Below are 15,678 nucleotides of genomic sequence, written 5' to 3'. Positions count from 1 at the left end.
TACGTTACTTTGCACAATCAGCTTTATGGCAATAGTGCAAAAGGTGCTGAAACGGTAAAGTTATTCTGTGACGAAGATCGACAATCCTGGGGTAGCTGCCTTCAGGTCGTTGTTGTTATCCAGCCTTGAATTTACAGTGTCCCAAAGATTTATTCTGACTTTAGCGGAGCAGTAGAAGAATGACAAAGTATGCTTTAGTAGGTGATGTGGGTGGGACTAACGCACGTCTTGCTCTCTGCGATGTAAACACGGGGGAGATTTCTCAAGCGAAAACCTACTCAGGGCTGGATTACCCAAGCCTTGAGGCCGTTGTCCGCGTCTATTTGGAAGAGCGTCAGGTGAGCGTCGAAGATGGCTGCATTGCCATTGCCTGCCCGATAACGGGTGACTGGGTTGCGATGACAAACCATACCTGGGCATTTTCCATCGCGGAGATGAAAAAAAATCTCCGTTTTGCGCATCTTGAAATCATCAATGATTTCACTGCGGTTTCGATGGCAATCCCTATGCTGAAGCCCGAGCATCTGATTCAGTTTGGCGGTGCGGAGCCAGTCGAAGGCAAACCGATAGCCGTCTATGGCGCAGGAACCGGTCTGGGGGTATCGCATCTGGTGCACGTTGCTCAGCGCTGGGTAAGCCTGCCGGGCGAGGGGGGGCATGTTGACTTTGCGCCAAACAGCGAAGAAGAGGGCATTATCCTTGAAGAGTTGCGCGCAGAGATTGGACACGTCTCCGCTGAGCGCGTCCTTTCCGGCCCCGGGCTGGTCAACCTGTACCGTGCGATTGTGAAATCGGACGGTCGACTGCCGGAAAACCTGCAGCCGAAAGACGTGACCGAACGTGCGCTGGCGGACAGCTGCATTGACTGCCGCCGTGCACTGTCGCTGTTCTGCGTGATCATGGGTCGTTTCGGCGGCAACCTGGCACTGACGTTGGGCACATTCGGTGGTGTTTATATTGCGGGCGGGATCGTGCCGCGTTTCCTCGATTTCTTTAAAGCCTCTGGTTTCCGCGGTGGGTTTGAAGATAAAGGGCGTTTCAGAAGCTACGTGCAGGACATCCCTGTCTACCTCATCGTGCACGATAACCCTGGTCTTCTTGGCTCGGGAGCCCATCTGCGTCAGGTTCTCGGTCAAATCCTTTGACGATATTGCCCTCTCCTGCGTGAGGGGGCGCTTTACAGATGCATCAACTGACGAAACTCTTTCACCTTGCTGCGGCTCACCGGCACCTGAAAATCCAGATCCTTCAGACGCAAAATGTAGGTGTTGTTAAACCAGGGTTCGATCTCGCGGATCTTATTTAAATTCACGCAGAACGAACGGTGACAGCGGAAAAAGTGTGCCGCAGGCAGCTTGCTGCAGAACTCGGTGATGTTCATCGCCATCACATAAGATTCTCGACGCGTATAGACAAACGTCATCTTTTCATGCGCTTCGGCGTAATAAATATCGTTGACTGGCGTCACAATGATACGTTCATCTTTGACCAGATTAATGGTGTCATTTTCACGTACCGTGGGGGTGGCGCTAGCGGGAGCAGTCTGCTGCTGCCATGCGGCTTCCAGCTTTTGCAGCATGCTGATAATACGCGACTCCTGGTAAGGCTTAAGAATATAGTCAAATGCCTCCAGTTCGAAGGCTTCCACGGCGTGCTCTTTCCAGGCGGTGACGAAAACAATGAACGGCTTATGGGCAAACTGATTGATGTTTTGCGCCAGCAATACGCCATCCAGCGACGGAATATTAATATCCAGAAAAATAGCGTCGACCCGGTTGTGCTGCAGAAACTTCAGCACATCCAGACCATCGTCAAAGGTACCCACAATCTCCATCTGGCTGTGGGTTTTGATAAGCCAGGTTAGCTCCTGTTGAGCCAGAATTTCATCTTCTACGATGATGACTTTCATAGGTCACTCCACCAGGGGTAACAGGGATGTTGCCGCATGAACGGATGAACGTTCATTCGGAACGTAAAAAGCGATTTCGGTACCCGGTTCAAGGCGATGAATATGCAGCCCGTCGCCGTAGAGCAGTTTGACCCGATGGTGCACGTTCAGCAGCCCGATTTTATTCCCGGGCATCTCGTTAGATTCCACGCGCTCAATAACTTTGGGATCAATACCGTGGCCGGTATCGCGTACGGCAATGCGCACCCGGTTGCCGCTTTCGGTGACGCTGATAGTGACGACACCTTTGCCTTTACAGGGCTGAATACCGTGAACAATCGCGTTTTCGACCAGCGGCTGGATTAGCAGGCTCGGGATCACGCAGTTGACCTCTTCATCAATATCGTAAATGACCGTGAGCTTGTCGCCAAAGCGTGCCTGCTCAATCGCGATGTAGTCTTTAATCTGGTACAGCTCTTTTTTGATGTCGATCTGCTCGTCATCTTTCAGCTCGATGTTGTAGCGCAGATAGCGGGACAGGTTAAAAATCAGCTGGCGCGCGGTGTCCGGATTAAGACGAATGGACGAGGAAATCGCGTTCAGCGCGTTAAACAGGAAATGGGGATTGATTTTGCTCTGCAGTGCGCGCAACTCTGCCTTATTTGCCATTTCACGCAGTTGCTCCGCCCGGGAAACTTCCAGTTGTGTGGAGATAATCTGCGACAGGCCGATGGCCATCTCCTGAAGTGAGGAGGTGATCTGATGCGCGTGGCAGTAATAAATTTTCAGCGTGCCCGTCACGACACCTTTTTCCCATAACGGGATCACCAGCATGGAGTGGATTTCCGGCGTCCGGTGGGCTTCATCATTGTTTTTGATAATGATTTTGCCGTAGTTAATCGCCTGTCTGGTGGTCGGGCTGATGGTGTCATCGTTGTCGTGATAGTTGTGCTCCCCAACACCGACATAGGCTAGCACGTGGTCGATGTTGGTGATGGCGACGGCATCAGCGTGAATATCGTGGCGGATAATCTCGCAGACCTGACGCAGTGATTCCGCGTTAACGTGGCGGAATAGCGGCAGGGTTTTGTTGGCAATATCGAGCGCCAGCTTGGCCTGACGGGCAGCACTTGCCTCCTTTTCCCCTTCGACACTTTGCACCAGCAGCACGATAAAACCGATACAGACGCTGCCCAGGATCATTGGAATACCAATTTTCGAGACGATATCCAGCCCCAGTGCGGTGGTGGGAGCCCACACCACGACCAGGATCATGGTCAGCGTTTCGCACACCATGCCCGCAATGATCCCGGCGCGCCAGCGTTGCTTTTTCGGGATCTTGCGGTTAATCCACCCGGAAAGTACCCCGGCAATAATGCTGGTGATAAAGCACGGCACAGCCGTCACGCCACCAATATCAATCAGGTAGCGATGGGTGCCGGCAATCATGCCGGTGATGACGCCCACCCACGGGCCAAACAAAATTCCGCCGGACATGACGGCAATAATCCGCACGTTAACGAGCGACCCCTCAACCGGCACGCCGGACCAGGTGCTGAACAGCGCAAACAGTGAAAAGATGGCGGTAACAGCCAGTAGCTCTTTGGGGGAGTGTGCAGACTTATGCAAAAGCTCGCGAAACAAGCGAATGCGAATAAGGAAGAACAGGCAAATCAGCATTAATGCCGCCCGGTCAAAAACCGCCAACAGCATAGTGAATATTTCGTGCACGAGTAGACCTGGGGTAACGGGAAAGAACCATGATAAAAAACCTGGCGCGTATTGACCAGCTATCCGTCAGGTTTATCAAATGAGGAAAAACCATAGTTTACAAAGGGGATTATCCGGTGTGTGCTGACATGTCCCGATTTTTTATTATCGACGTATCGACAGGTAACTGCTTTGATATCATTGTGTTAAAAAACAGCTATCAGACAGCCGAATTCCCCTTTGGTGCTTCCGCTTTTTAACACAGCAGGGTTCCGGTTTTAGCGCGATCGCTTTTTTTTCATTTCCCTCTCGACAGCATGATTTTTTTCAGGTTATTTTCTAAGCACGCCACATGCGTGGCAGCGTCGCTCGGACGGTCCGGGCGCTAACGTTAATCTGAGGAATCTATGGCTGAATTCAGTCCTGAACGCCGTTTTACGCGCATCGATCGTCTCCCCCCTTATGTTTTCAATATCACCGCTGAACTGAAGATGGCTGCACGTCGTCGTGGCGAAGACATCATTGATTTCAGTATGGGGAACCCTGACGGCCCAACTCCACCGCATATTGTTGAGAAACTCTGCACGGTTGCCCAGCGTCCTGATACGCACGGCTACTCAACGTCTCGCGGTATTCCTCGGTTACGTCGCGCGATCTCGCGCTGGTATCAGGATCGCTACCAGGTTGATATCGATCCTGAAAGTGAAGCCATTGTGACCATTGGCTCGAAAGAGGGCCTGGCACACCTGATGTTGGCGACGCTGGATCACGGTGATACGGTCCTGGTTCCGAATCCAAGCTACCCGATCCATATCTATGGTGCGGTGATTGCCGGGGCGCAGGTACGTTCTGTGCCGCTGGTGGAAGGTGTCGATTTCTTCAACGAACTGGAACGTGCGATTCGCGAAAGTTACCCGAAACCGAAGATGATGATCCTTGGTTTCCCGTCGAACCCAACGGCGCAGTGTGTGGAGCTTGATTTCTTCGAGAAAGTTGTAGCCCTGGCTAAGCGTTATGACGTACTGGTGGTTCATGATTTAGCCTATGCAGACATCGTCTACGACGGCTGGAAAGCCCCGTCTATTATGCAGGTTCCGGGCGCGCGCGATGTGGCAGTAGAGTTCTTTACCCTGTCTAAAAGCTACAACATGGCAGGCTGGCGAATTGGCTTTATGGTGGGTAACAAAACGCTGGTGAGTGCACTGGCGCGAATCAAGAGTTACCACGACTACGGCACTTTTACGCCGCTACAGGTCGCGGCTATTGCGGCTCTTGAGGGCGATCAGCAGTGTGTTCATGAGATTGCGGCCCAGTATAAACGTCGTCGCGATGTGCTGGTGAAAGGGTTACATGAAGCGGGCTGGATGGTAGAAATGCCGAAAGCGTCCATGTACGTCTGGGCGAAAATTCCTGAACCGTATGCGGCGATGGGTTCCCTGGAGTTTGCCAAAAAGCTGCTGCAGGATGCAAAGGTGTGTGTGTCACCTGGCATTGGCTTTGGCGACTATGGCGACACCCATGTGCGATTCGCCCTGATTGAAAACAGCGACCGTATTCGTCAGGCAGTGAGGGGCATTAAGAGTATGTTCCGTGCTGACGGGCTGCTTTCATCAAAAAATATTGCTGAAAATCCCGCGTCGTCATGAGATAAAAAACAGGAGCCGATGGCTCCTGTTTTTTTGACTGCATGTTCTTCACTAGATCATCAGGGCAAAGGTTCCGGCCCAGACTAAAACAATCACCGAAATGCCCATAAAGAAATATTTCACGTTTCATCGCTCCGCGTATCTTGTGGTACGCATTAAAAACAGAGTCCACCTGATTATAGAGAGCTGAAATCCGGTCAAAACGGAAAAGAGATTTTCCCGTTACGCCGTCAACTCCAGCTCAGAATTCTGTGCTTTCCTGTTGCCAGACGGCGCTAATGTACGCTTAAAAATGAGGGGTGGCAAGAGGGATTTTCTTAAATAATTTCCGTTACTTACGAGTGTCGTGGAACGGCGACAGTTTGATTTCAGAGTGCAATAAATTCACTTTTAGCGACGCGCAGAAAAACAATTGTCCAGAGTGATTACAGGTGATTGAAAAGGTTAGTTTCCTGGCGAAACTAACCTTCATGAAGGGCTTAAATATAGAGCGAGGCTTCGCCAAGGGGACGCGTTTTGAAACGGCGATGCATCCAGAGGTACTGCTCTGGTGCACGCATGATTTCGGTTTCGATAATTTTATTGATGAACGCTGCCGCTTCGCATTCGTTTTCCGGATAGTTAGCCATTTCAGGGGAGATATGCAGACGATAGCCTGATTTATCTGCTTTCCTTACCATCGTCACGGTCAACATGGCTGCACCAGACAGACGCGAAATGACAAATGTACCGTTGGTCGTTGCAACGTCTTTAACCGCAAAGAAGGGGGCAAAGCTGCTGCCCTTACGACCGTAATCCTGATCGGGGGCAAACCAGACGGCTTCACCTTTCTTCAGGGCACCGACCATACCGCGCAGGTTATTACGGCTGATCATCGCCTTATTGGAACGCATACGACCCCGCGTCTGTACCCATTCCATCAGCGGGCTGTTGTGAGGACGATAGGTTGCCATCATTGGCTGGCAAAGCCCCATCACACGACCACCCAACTCCAGCGACATAAAGTGAACCCCGACAACCATCACCCCACGATTTTGAATCTGGGCACGTTTAAGGTTATCCAGACCTTCCACATCAAACCACTTACGGACGCGTTCATCCGGCCAGAACCAGGCCATGCCGGTTTCAAGCAGTGCCATGCCGATAGATTTGAAGTTTTCAGCGATGAGTTTCTCGCGCTCTTCGGCATTGTACTGTGGGAAGCAAAGCTCGATATTTTTACGCGCGATGGATTCACGTCGTTTCAGGAAATAGCGGGATGCACTCCCCAGTTTAGACCCCAGCAAACGCAGTACGGGGTAGGGAAGCTGAACCATCAGCCAAAGAACGCCAAGACCAAACCATGTAAACCAGTAACGCGGGTGTAAAAACGCACGTTGAAATTGGGATTGAGACAAAATAGTAAAACCTATGTGAAGCCTGTAAAGGTAGCGCAGAGTGTGCGATACGACGTGCCGATAAGACCGTTCTTCAAGGTGATGGTTGCAGGCTTTACCGAACTTTACGGCGTTACCTGGCCACTGCTGATTTGGGTGGGCGGCGTAATGTAGCACCGTTATACGATATGTGCTATTACTCGTTTTTGATTAAAAAAGCGGCAATGAGAAAGGTGGTTGATTTTGTGGTTTTTATCGACAAATTAAAGATGTATCACTTCATTTCTGGAGCATAATTATGGGTGCTGATAAAGTCTGTTTTAACGGCTAAAACGTGACTGACAGGAAGAACCGGGTGACTGAACAAATCGATTACCAGATTGAAAAGTACAGGTTTACAGAAGCGAATGAACCTTCCCGACTGACAAAGCAGTGGGATGATGTTTTGAGCGAATGCAGGGAGAGCAAAGCCGGTGCCGAAGAGCGTTTACGTATTGCCTTGCTCAATGTCGATTACGTGACCAGTTTCGAGCTCCCTTTTCGTCTGCTGCTAGTGCGTACACCCCAGCTTATAGCCGGGATACGTAACGAGCTGGAACTCAGCCAGAAAAATGTCATTTTTAACGGTAAACGCTTCGGTTGTGTCTGGAGTGTTAAAACGGATCTCAATGACGTCCCTGATAATTATCAATACCGTCTGTCTACCCGCATACGGCGGATTAGCCCGACCACACACACGGCCGAACCCTTTTTGCAAATTGCCAAAGAAATTAAGCTGCCAGCTGAACGTCTGAAGCGGGCGTTGCTGAGTGGGCTGGACGTTACTGCGCTTGATGCGCTTTTTTGGTTTGGCATCCAACGAATTGCAGCCGAGGTGTCGCGTCTGAGAAAAGCGGGAATGAGGATCGCAACGGATGAAACATGGGTATTTGAAAATCTGACGGGCACGACCCGTCGTGTACCGGTTTATCGTTACGTCTCATAAAGTTATCTTTGGTTAATATTTATACCTGAGAAACGATTTTTGAAAATTAGTTGGTTATGAGGTGTGCTGGGCTTGCTGAGAGCGCGTCATGGTGTCCCCCTGCAGACTTCGAATATGTATGGTTTATTTGTTGATAGTTAAGGTTTATTTGTTGTTAATAAAGTTAAGGGGCCCCCAATAAGGCCCCCAAAAGTTATTTTGACAGAATTCATTGAATAATAACTAACCGTCTTTGGTTCGATTCCGCTTAATAGATATCGTACTCGAAAACTTCATCTTACCATATCTCAATGAGATCCTCGTAAAAGACCTATTGCCTGTCTTGCCCTCAGAATATCGACAGCCCGAAGGTAAGGGGATTGTTCCTGCCAGCGAAATCCCTTCCTGTCGATACGGACCAGTTCGTATTTTTCCACCAGAAAATTCACGGCATCTGACAGGGTGATACCGGCATCGATATGTTGCTGTATAACAACTTCATCGCTGAATGGGGTGTCGTTTATTGTCAGACCGTAGTGCTGTTCCAGCAAACGCGCCAGTAACATTTGCCAGACAGCCACGGGTGACAGGCAGGGCTTCGCTGCCCGCTGAGTTGTTGCAGGTAAAGTTTTCATGTTTGCTCTCGTGAAGGTAATTAACGCTGAGTGGGATAAATGGCGATGTATACGTAGCCGCAACTGCCAAGGGTGTCGGCTTCACAGGTAAAACCGTTGTGGTACAGGGTGACGCAGTGGGCATGTTGGGGGCTGAGTTCACCGGTGGTCAGCATCGATTCCATCTGGCGGATAAAGTGTGGGAATGTGTCATCCAGCTTCCGGCATTCGGCGTCACTGAACATACCGGTGATGCTGGCCCGGTCAGCCAGGTAGTGCAGCCGGTTGCCCTCCTGTACCAGACGGGCTCCCAGGCGCGGCGTGATAGCCCGCTGCAGGCCCCAGATGATGTGGGTCATGGGGGCTCTCCTTTTATTGTAAGTTCAGGGTAATACTCATCAGGCAGGCATAAGGCCCGTTGCGGTCCTGGCGGCGTTCGGCGTATACCGCGAGGACTCCGGTGATATCCGGAACGTCCCTGCCGGTGTAATGACAGACGCTGCCGTGCCACTGATATTTTCCGCTGCTGTAGCGAAAGATCCGGGACTCAGGATGCTGGCGGTATATCGTCATTGCCCGGCGTTTACTGATAATTTTCATGTCATACCTCACAACAGACCGTGTTCTGCGAACGAATAGATTTGCCTGCCGCCAACAATCAGGTGGTCAGGGACGCGGATATCCACCAGCTGAAGCACCTGCACCAGTCGCTGCGTGAGGGCTTTGTCAGCCTGGCTGGGTGTTGTCTCACCGGAAGGATGGTTATGCGCCAGTATCACCGCCGCCGCGTTGAAATGCAGAGCACGTTTGACCACTTCCCGGGGATGGACTTCAGTGCGGTTAATCGTGCCGGTGAAGAGCGTTTCATGGGCAATCAACTGATTCTGGTTGTCCAGATACAGCACCCGGAACGCTTCCCGCTCAAGTGCGGCCATATGCAGTCGCAGCCATTCACGGACAGCATGGGTGGAGGTGAAGGCCACGCCGGGCTCATGCAGGTGCCGGTCCAGCGCCCTGAGCGCCCGCTGGATGAGACGCCGGTCGTGTGGCGTCATCTCGCCGGGTAAAAAGGAAAGCTGTTTCATTCGTTGTTCCTCCGGTCAGTCGATGATACGCAGAATGGCGTGGGCTTCAGGATGCTGCAGGGCGTAGTCCCGCAGGCGGTAGAAGTGTGCGGTCATTGCATCGCATTCGGTGCGACAGGCATGGTGGCTGTATTCAATCAGGCAGACCGCGATACCGGCGGCTTCTGCACTCATATCTGCATCGTTGCCATTCAGACAGTTAAACAGATGCCATTTATCGTCACTGTCATACTCGGGGGCCATAAATGCCCCGCTGTTGCTCAGGGTGTGGAACGACCAGATACCACCGCCGTAGGTCGTACAGAAGCGGTCCATCCAGGCGAAGATATGCGGCTCCAAGGTTAGCCACTGCGGTATGCTGCCGAAGTGTTGCGGCCAGAAATCGATACGCTGTTCATCGGGGACTGGCGTGACGGTCAGTTCAAATTCGGGTTGGTTAGCGGGTGCGAGGTCGTACTGCGTCTGCGTTGTCATGGATATGTCTCCGTCAATAAAAAACGCCAGCGGCGAGGGCTGGCGTATGGGGTTAACAAAGCGTGTTCGGGAAGGTGAGATGTCGCGGGTAAATGCTTCGGGGTCAGCGGGTAACGGTGTCTTTGTGGATGCCATACTGCCGGATGTAGCCGTTAAGACCTTCACCGGCATCCGGTTCAAAGTTCCATGCCCGCCAGACCGTCCGGCCTTCGGTGTCGCGAACCACCAGGCGGAAGTGACTGCCCTGGTCGTCTTCAATGGTGATATTACGGTACAGACGGATAAGGGTTTCGGCCTGCTGACGTGAGAACGAACCGGGAGGCAGGGTTAACGATTCAGTCATGGTGACTCCGGATAGTCAGCGTGTCAGGACGCTAGGTGCAGCATATTCTCCGCCATGACCCAGAGCGCCCGGTTGAGCTTCACGTCCCCGTCAATCCCCTTTACCGCACGGGTATGAGCTCGCTTGCCTTTGGTCGTTCTGCCCGGCAGACCGCCCTTAATCAGATTCTCCTGAATGCGCTGGTAGGTGGTCCACAGGTCGTTACTCTCATCCTGCCAGCGGCGTGGGGAAAGTATCTGTGATTCCGTCACCGGCTGGTGGTCTTCGCGAAAGCGGTACGTGAGCGCCGCTTTGGCCAGTGCCTGCTGTGCTGGTGGCGGTAACAAAAGCGATTGCATGGCATCGCGCTTCTCCTCCACACGGTCGAATATCCCCAGTACTTCGTAAGCCCCTTCAATGACTTTCTCCACCACATTGCCTTTATGTGGCACACGTACCTCACCAAAACTCTCACCGCAAATCAGCCCGTTCTGGCAGACTGCACGAAACAGCCCCGGCAGCATCTGGTATGAGCTGGAGCCGTCATGACTGTTAAGCAGGATGATTTCAGGGACCTGTTTGCCAGTGATCTGGCCTTCGCGACGCAGGCGCAGCATGTGTTTGGTGTGCTCTCGCTTGCTCTGGTCCCGAACCCGGGTCTGGCAGGCAAAAAATGGCTGGAAGCCTTCGCGCTGAAGGTTATCGAGAAGGGTAATGGTCGGAATACAGGTATAACGATCACTTCGGGACTCATGCTTGTCTTCGCTGAACACACTTGGTACATAATGCATTAACTCCTCACGGGTTAACGGACGGTCACGGCGAATAAGATTTACCGCACCAAAGCGGCTGGCTAATCGGGTCATGGCGAGACTCCTGTGAGAAAAAAACAAACGAAAACGGCCTGCTCAACTGAGCAGGCCGTGGTAGGGGGTTAAACAGCAAAGTGTGCGGAAGGGGGAATACCCGTCGTTGAGTTTGTCGCGGGAGGCTCAGGCCCGGATACCCAGTATGCTCATGGCGACTATAAATCCGATGAACCAGCCAATAAACTGGGGCAATACCGCCCAGAGCAGACGGGCCTGAATGACGGCACCGGTACTTCCGTAAACCGCATCCGGCATGATCCATTTTCGGATGAGATTACCCAGCCAGACGCCCAGGCCCGGCAGGACACACTGCAGCACGGCGGCCCATGCTGAATACCCGAACCCGACAATACGGGTATCAACAACCGTGATAATCAGCCCCACTAGGGTTGACAGGCTGAGACAAAGGCTCAAAGGCATAGCAGCCCTCCTTAAACATGGCAATTTCCATAAACTCAGTGAGTTAGTTTGTTCTGTCGTAAAACAGCCCGTCGTTCCGGTTGCGAAACATCATGCCTTGGCAGGTATAGGGCATGTCCAACTGGACATATTTTCGGGTGACCATACTCTGATACGTGCAGATTTTCTGTGCCCCGCCCGCGGCGCTGTTCTCCGTTCTGACCAGACGGAATGCCTCGTAATCACTGTATCCAGCCTGGGCTACGGTGGGGATAAAAAGACTGACACTGCTGAGGGCCAGGGCGCTGGCAATCATGCGACGATAACGCGGATGCATACGGTGTTTCCTTATTAAGTAGGTAATAGACAACAATGAAAGGGATGGCCTGATGGTCACCCCGTCGTGTTAGTTGCAGCAGGGCTCTTCTCCTCTGTTAAAGGTGGCGCAGAATGGGATGCAGCCATCACGTCGTGCATGACCGGGAAATGAGGCAGCGCCCGGATGAAGGCCACCTGACGGGTGAGTTGACATACCGTATCACGACGCTCGAAGCCCTCACTCAGGACGGTGATGGCGGTGATCCCGGACAGCGGCAGAACAACGCTCCTTCCGTGCTGCTCACCGACCAGATACAACGCTCCCTCAAGGAAAATAAGCCGGTACGGTGCCAGGTGTTCAGCCCGCACACCGTCAGCCAGTTCCCGGATGCACTGCTGCTGAATGATGGTATCGACCAGTCGGGAAAAGAGACCGGGGCGGACGGGGGCGCTTTCGGCGTCCTCCTGCCAGACCAGACAGGATGAGATATCCTCACTGTCCGTTAGCGTGTTTACCAAGCGAAGGTCCGTTTCTGGAAACACCTGCTGAAGCCCAACATTGCGCATAAAGCACAGGGTTCCCGGGGCACGCTGTGCCATACCGGGATCTGACAACAATCGGCAGTGCCCATGACGGTACTCAAGGTTCAGATATATCAGCCGCTCACGAAAATCGCGGCGCAGGGTGCGTACCGAGACACCAAACTCGACTGCCAGTGTCTTCACGCTCAGTGTTTCGCCTGCCAGCAGACGACTGATAATGAGAGACAGTCTGACCGCCAGTCGGTCATAGCGGTGCTCAGTCTGTGACATGGCATGTTCTCCATCGTGATGAACGTATTGAAAAAGATGTGATTACTGTAAACAGGGGGAGGGTCAGGGTATGGACAGGGCGAAAAATATTTTTATCACCCGTCAGTACCGTACGGGCTGCGGCACTGACTGTATTCAGTCTGTTTTTTAACCGGATACACCACACCTAAAATGGACAGGGTGTGTCCGGCAAACGGAGAGCGAATGCAAGGTGCACACATAGTGGTGCATTTGCTCACGGGATAACGGCATTTCAGCCGTCAGAAGAAAAACCGCCAGACACTGCGGGCAACAGAGACCACCGCACTAATCACGGTACTGACCACCGCATTCACTGCGGAGGGAAGGGACAGCTCCGACAGGGTGTGTGTCATCACGTCGCTGACCGTATCGCCAAAATCCTGTTGCGCCTGCGCCTCAATTTTTTGCGTGCGGTATTGTGGTCTGATGACCGAACTGACGGCACTGCTGGCGCGGGCAGGCAGTGAGCGAAACAGCACCTCCACCAGCTCAGGCAGATGCCAGCCAGTGGCTGCTGATACGGTGATCACCGGGAGTGCCGGGTGGTTGAATAACGAGCACACCGCGCGCTGCTTTTCCTTCAGGTGTTTTAACTGTTGCTCTGAAGGTTGATTAAGAAAGCCGCTCCATTCACGGGAAGGCTCGATTTTATCGGCTTGGGTCAGGACAAAAAGCACCTTATCCCTCCCAGCACTGCCTGGTGACAGCATCCGAAAATAAAAATCACAGTCGGGGGTCAGTGCCCGGTCATCGGCTTTAATCAGCCAGAGCACCAGGTCCAGCTCCGGCCAGATACGTTGATACAGTGCCTGATACTCTTCATCCCGCTCCGGGCTTTCGCCCACCCCGGGCAGATCAATCAGCGTCACCTGGCGTTCACCTGCCTGCAGCGTAAAACGCTGTGGCTCACGGGTACACGCAGTGGTATGACTGACGGCCGAGACCGTGCTGCGAAACAGTGCGTTACACAAACTCGACTTCCCAGCACCAGTCTTTCCCATTATGCCGATGATGGGCTGGTAATGAATAATGTCGTGCAGACGTTTAGTGACTTCCTCTGCAACATTGCTGGGCAGCAGACTAAGTGGCGAATACAGCTGATTTAATTCTTTATTGCATTTCATTATGTCACCTTATCAATTGATTAAGAAAGCATCGCTTGCCTCTGTCAATCTGGTGATATATATTTAAAGAAAATTTAAATCGTGAATAAAAAAATGAAAAGTCACAATCAAGAAAAAGCAAAAAAAGAAGTTCTGGAATTCATTAAAAAGAACAAAGCACTATACTCCAGGCGTATATCAACCTATAAAAAAGAAGAGTTAATGAATGCATTCTACTGCAGAGAGTTATTCTTTAACTGTGAAAGAGCAATCAAACGCATGGAAATAAACAGCATGGATTTTGATAATAAAAAGCTTTCTGACAGCCAAAAGAGAACTCTGCGAAACAAATTCATGCAAAACGATTCAAATAAGGAAAAGTTAAAAACGTTGTCAACACGCATCGAAAACCTTGATATTTTAAAGCAAGACAATGTGGATTTAATTATCTGGAAACAAAACCCCAGACAGGCTGTGCAAAAACTTACCTTTGAAAGGATTTTTAATGAATCCAGAAATGCACATCCCAGTATAAAGGAGCACATGCGTTTTCTTGAAGCATGCCATGCATGCTTCCCCTTCACTCCTAATGATTACCCTAATGCCCGAAGCGCCAATCCTGAGTTAAGCTCTGTTTTTAATAAAATCAATCATCTGACCAGCCAAATCATTCCAGATAATTATCCTTACTCAACTGAAATGGCCTCTTTATCTAATTTATGGATTACAATTGATCTTCGTTACTCTGATTATATTCTCTCCAGCCAAATTGCAGGCATCATCAAACTCGAAAGGCAGTCATATCCAAAACAAGTGCAAAATGATATAGATAATTGGCTGAGTTTTGAAACAATAAAAAGGAAATTGCTCACACTTGACACATTCGTTATCATCGATGCTTTAATATTGAGCGCAGCTAAAGGCGTAATCTTAAAAAACACTGAAATAAACAACTCACTTAATTCCTCAGGCACTGAGTTGCGTAATATCAAGAACGCGATCGATTATTTCATGGATATACTTAGCGATGAACTTGATAATAATGAATTCACACCTCACTAGCATTTGCGAATCCACCTCGGATAGCCCTCATCGGAAATGTAGGAGGGTTTAACCGCAAAAAACTTCGCATAAATGTCTAATATACTCTCTTTAGCAGACGCAGGATCGCTAACAGATATTGACAGGTGTTTTTTACAATACCGCCTAAACAGAGATAGTGAAGAAAAAAGCGCACGTACCCTTAACATTGTTTTCTTCCCATTTTCCATTACCCACACGAACCTCTTAATTCTGGATAAAAAGCGTTCAGGATCGCCTCGCAAATAAGCATGAAAGAAAGCAAGTGCAATCATATCAAAGTAGCAGGTAATAAAAGTGACACGCTTACCTTTAAACTTAATTATTTTGTTTCGAAAAAGCTTACATATGTATTTCAGACAATAAAGGATGGTTCTTTCTTTTAAGCGAATCAGTTCCGCATTCAATAGATCAAAAATAAAAACCTGGTTGAAAACTGCGTCAGCATTTAAATATCTGCTTTGTCCATTTTTTATTCTTGGCAGCTTGCCAATTTTACAAAACAATGCATTAACTTCATCGTCTGAATAATTTCTAACGATAGAATTGATGAGACTATGCGGCATATCCTTCCTTTTCTTACTTAGAGAATGACCATTAAACATCTCAAAAGCATCATTTTCAGGGATTTTATCTTTATTCATTTTGTTTATAAATGAAGGTGCAATCATAATGTTCTCTGGTACATTCATCCCTCCTTTTGAATTTGGATACTTATGACTTAAATCCAGCTTAATAAATGGAGTTAGTTTGTGTTCATTTTTTTTGCAGTTGCCTCGTATTTTCTTTTTCAAAAAATGGCTACATGGAATCTGTAATCGGGATTTAATTCGGTATAGTGAAATGATGTTGGCGATATCCTCAAGACCGTTAATTGAATTCAATTGCAATGGATTGTTTTTAATAAACCCCTCTGTGTTAAGCCAGTACGAGTGATTATGGATTTCAGTTTTATCAGAATCCTTAAGGGTTCTCATACCAATCCCTTTGCATTTA

At 50.2% G+C, this 15,678-nt stretch carries 20 protein-coding genes; 4 read left to right on the top strand and 16 right to left on the bottom strand.

What is annotated here, in order from left to right; all coding sequences use genetic code 11:
- The first annotated feature begins 179 nt into the window (after window positions 1–179).
- A complete protein-coding gene (gene glk, locus ACLHV8_RS15715; protein WP_208594509.1) occupies window positions 180–1,145 on the top strand; it encodes a glucokinase in 966 nt (321 codons plus the stop codon).
- 32 nt (window positions 1,146–1,177) lie between these two features.
- On the opposite strand, the gene ACLHV8_RS15710 is transcribed toward glk, so the two are convergent.
- Entirely contained in the window at window positions 1,178–1,909 is a 732-nt protein-coding gene (locus tag ACLHV8_RS15710; protein ID WP_028016188.1) for a LytR/AlgR family response regulator transcription factor, read from the bottom strand.
- A 3-nt stretch (window positions 1,910–1,912) separates the two neighbouring features.
- Window positions 1,913–3,619 carry a sensor histidine kinase gene (locus ACLHV8_RS15705; protein ID WP_108090849.1) on the bottom strand — a complete coding sequence of 569 codons (1,707 nt, stop codon included), beginning with the start codon at window positions 3,617–3,619 and terminating at the stop codon, window positions 1,913–1,915.
- 386 nt (window positions 3,620–4,005) lie between these two features.
- Here ACLHV8_RS15705 and alaC point away from each other — a divergent pair, with 386 nt between their 5' ends.
- Window positions 4,006–5,244 (top strand): alanine transaminase, encoded by a 1,239-nt coding sequence (gene alaC, locus ACLHV8_RS15700; RefSeq protein WP_128347997.1) that lies wholly within the window; start codon window positions 4,006–4,008, stop codon window positions 5,242–5,244.
- A 51-nt stretch (window positions 5,245–5,295) separates the two neighbouring features.
- On the opposite strand, the gene ypdK is transcribed toward alaC, so the two are convergent.
- The gene (gene ypdK / locus ACLHV8_RS15695) at window positions 5,296–5,367 is read right to left on the bottom strand and encodes a membrane protein YpdK (protein ID WP_099458937.1); all 72 of its coding nucleotides are present in this window, start codon (window positions 5,365–5,367) and stop codon (window positions 5,296–5,298) included.
- A gap of 356 nt (window positions 5,368–5,723) precedes the next feature.
- The gene (gene lpxP / locus ACLHV8_RS15690; protein ID WP_152691796.1) at window positions 5,724–6,644 is read right to left on the bottom strand and encodes a kdo(2)-lipid IV(A) palmitoleoyltransferase; all 921 of its coding nucleotides are present in this window, start codon (window positions 6,642–6,644) and stop codon (window positions 5,724–5,726) included.
- 331 nt (window positions 6,645–6,975) lie between these two features.
- Between lpxP and ACLHV8_RS15685 the strand changes: the two genes are divergently transcribed.
- Entirely contained in the window at window positions 6,976–7,605 is a 630-nt protein-coding gene (locus ACLHV8_RS15685) for a helix-turn-helix domain-containing protein (protein ID WP_028016192.1), read from the top strand.
- 287 nt (window positions 7,606–7,892) lie between these two features.
- Here the strand turns inward: ACLHV8_RS15685 and ACLHV8_RS15680 are convergent, their stop codons facing one another.
- From ACLHV8_RS15680 to ACLHV8_RS15630, 11 genes are all read right to left on the bottom strand, one after another.
- Window positions 7,893–8,219 (bottom strand): TA system toxin CbtA family protein, encoded by a 327-nt coding sequence (locus tag ACLHV8_RS15680; protein WP_007869731.1) that lies wholly within the window; start codon window positions 8,217–8,219, stop codon window positions 7,893–7,895.
- 20 nt (window positions 8,220–8,239) lie between these two features.
- Complete coding sequence (locus tag ACLHV8_RS15675; protein WP_007869729.1) at window positions 8,240–8,557, bottom strand: type IV toxin-antitoxin system YeeU family antitoxin; 318 nt, start codon at window positions 8,555–8,557, stop codon at window positions 8,240–8,242.
- Between the two features lie 13 nt (window positions 8,558–8,570).
- Entirely contained in the window at window positions 8,571–8,798 is a 228-nt protein-coding gene (locus ACLHV8_RS15670) for a DUF987 domain-containing protein (RefSeq protein ID WP_013098172.1), read from the bottom strand.
- Between the two features lie 8 nt (window positions 8,799–8,806).
- Window positions 8,807–9,283: a RadC family protein gene (gene radC, locus ACLHV8_RS15665; RefSeq protein ID WP_013098171.1), complete on the bottom strand. Its 477-nt coding sequence runs from the start codon at window positions 9,281–9,283 to the stop codon at window positions 8,807–8,809.
- A 15-nt stretch (window positions 9,284–9,298) separates the two neighbouring features.
- The gene (locus tag ACLHV8_RS15660) at window positions 9,299–9,757 is read right to left on the bottom strand and encodes an antirestriction protein (RefSeq protein WP_013098170.1); all 459 of its coding nucleotides are present in this window, start codon (window positions 9,755–9,757) and stop codon (window positions 9,299–9,301) included.
- 103 nt (window positions 9,758–9,860) lie between these two features.
- Window positions 9,861–10,100 carry a DUF905 domain-containing protein gene (locus tag ACLHV8_RS15655; protein WP_007869725.1) on the bottom strand — a complete coding sequence of 80 codons (240 nt, stop codon included), beginning with the start codon at window positions 10,098–10,100 and terminating at the stop codon, window positions 9,861–9,863.
- A gap of 23 nt (window positions 10,101–10,123) precedes the next feature.
- Window positions 10,124–10,945 (bottom strand): DUF932 domain-containing protein, encoded by an 822-nt coding sequence (locus tag ACLHV8_RS15650; RefSeq protein ID WP_007869723.1) that lies wholly within the window; start codon window positions 10,943–10,945, stop codon window positions 10,124–10,126.
- Window positions 10,946–11,071: 126 nt separating this feature from the next.
- Window positions 11,072–11,368 carry a permease gene (locus ACLHV8_RS15645; protein WP_202402041.1) on the bottom strand — a complete coding sequence of 99 codons (297 nt, stop codon included), beginning with the start codon at window positions 11,366–11,368 and terminating at the stop codon, window positions 11,072–11,074.
- A gap of 43 nt (window positions 11,369–11,411) precedes the next feature.
- On the bottom strand, window positions 11,412–11,684 hold the full coding sequence (locus ACLHV8_RS15640; RefSeq protein ID WP_007869719.1) for a hypothetical protein: 273 nt from the start codon (window positions 11,682–11,684) through the stop codon (window positions 11,412–11,414).
- 56 nt (window positions 11,685–11,740) lie between these two features.
- A complete protein-coding gene (locus ACLHV8_RS15635; RefSeq protein ID WP_044593432.1) occupies window positions 11,741–12,478 on the bottom strand; it encodes a DeoR family transcriptional regulator in 738 nt (245 codons plus the stop codon).
- Between the two features lie 260 nt (window positions 12,479–12,738).
- Entirely contained in the window at window positions 12,739–13,623 is an 885-nt protein-coding gene (locus tag ACLHV8_RS15630; RefSeq protein ID WP_007869717.1) for a GTPase family protein, read from the bottom strand.
- Window positions 13,624–13,704: 81 nt separating this feature from the next.
- Between ACLHV8_RS15630 and ACLHV8_RS15625 the strand changes: the two genes are divergently transcribed.
- Window positions 13,705–14,664, top strand: a complete 960-nt coding sequence (locus ACLHV8_RS15625) for a hypothetical protein (RefSeq protein ID WP_058691042.1) — start codon at window positions 13,705–13,707, stop codon at window positions 14,662–14,664.
- Here the strand turns inward: ACLHV8_RS15625 and ACLHV8_RS15620 are convergent.
- Window positions 14,661–15,659, bottom strand: coding sequence for a hypothetical protein (locus ACLHV8_RS15620; RefSeq protein ID WP_015386466.1), 999 nt, complete (start codon window positions 15,657–15,659; stop codon window positions 14,661–14,663). The genes ACLHV8_RS15625 and ACLHV8_RS15620 overlap by 4 nt on opposite strands.
- Window positions 15,660–15,678 lie beyond the last annotated feature (19 nt).

Source organism: Enterobacter sp. CPE_E863 (assembly GCF_046521465.1).
Taxonomy (GTDB): Bacteria; Pseudomonadota; Gammaproteobacteria; order Enterobacterales; family Enterobacteriaceae; genus Enterobacter; species Enterobacter adelaidei.
Note: the sequence above shows the minus strand (reverse complement) of the source record. Positions and strands in the feature narration are given on the sequence as shown.

Excerpts from the sequence above, each read along its gene's own strand:
- ACLHV8_RS15645 (WP_202402041.1), bottom strand. The coding sequence starts at position 11,368 with ATGCCTTTGAGCCTTTGTCTCAGCCTGTCAACCCTAGTGGGGCTGATT.
- ACLHV8_RS15630 (WP_007869717.1), bottom strand. The coding sequence starts at position 13,623 with ATGAAATGCAATAAAGAATTAAATCAGCTGTATTCGCCACTTAGTCTG.
- ACLHV8_RS15660 (WP_013098170.1), bottom strand. The coding sequence starts at position 9,757 with ATGACAACGCAGACGCAGTACGACCTCGCACCCGCTAACCAACCCGAA.
- ACLHV8_RS15675 (WP_007869729.1), bottom strand. The coding sequence starts at position 8,557 with ATGACCCACATCATCTGGGGCCTGCAGCGGGCTATCACGCCGCGCCTG.
- ACLHV8_RS15620 (WP_015386466.1), bottom strand. The coding sequence starts at position 15,659 with ATGAGAACCCTTAAGGATTCTGATAAAACTGAAATCCATAATCACTCG.
- ACLHV8_RS15655 (WP_007869725.1), bottom strand. The coding sequence starts at position 10,100 with ATGACTGAATCGTTAACCCTGCCTCCCGGTTCGTTCTCACGTCAGCAG.
- ACLHV8_RS15680 (WP_007869731.1), bottom strand. The coding sequence starts at position 8,219 with ATGAAAACTTTACCTGCAACAACTCAGCGGGCAGCGAAGCCCTGCCTG.
- ACLHV8_RS15670 (WP_013098172.1), bottom strand. The coding sequence starts at position 8,798 with ATGAAAATTATCAGTAAACGCCGGGCAATGACGATATACCGCCAGCAT.
- radC (WP_013098171.1), bottom strand. The coding sequence starts at position 9,283 with ATGAAACAGCTTTCCTTTTTACCCGGCGAGATGACGCCACACGACCGG.
- ACLHV8_RS15650 (WP_007869723.1), bottom strand. The coding sequence starts at position 10,945 with ATGACCCGATTAGCCAGCCGCTTTGGTGCGGTAAATCTTATTCGCCGT.
- alaC (WP_128347997.1), top strand. The coding sequence starts at position 4,006 with ATGGCTGAATTCAGTCCTGAACGCCGTTTTACGCGCATCGATCGTCTC.
- ACLHV8_RS15635 (WP_044593432.1), bottom strand. The coding sequence starts at position 12,478 with ATGTCACAGACTGAGCACCGCTATGACCGACTGGCGGTCAGACTGTCT.
- glk (WP_208594509.1), top strand. The coding sequence starts at position 180 with ATGACAAAGTATGCTTTAGTAGGTGATGTGGGTGGGACTAACGCACGT.
- ACLHV8_RS15640 (WP_007869719.1), bottom strand. The coding sequence starts at position 11,684 with ATGCATCCGCGTTATCGTCGCATGATTGCCAGCGCCCTGGCCCTCAGC.
- ACLHV8_RS15710 (WP_028016188.1), bottom strand. The coding sequence starts at position 1,909 with ATGAAAGTCATCATCGTAGAAGATGAAATTCTGGCTCAACAGGAGCTA.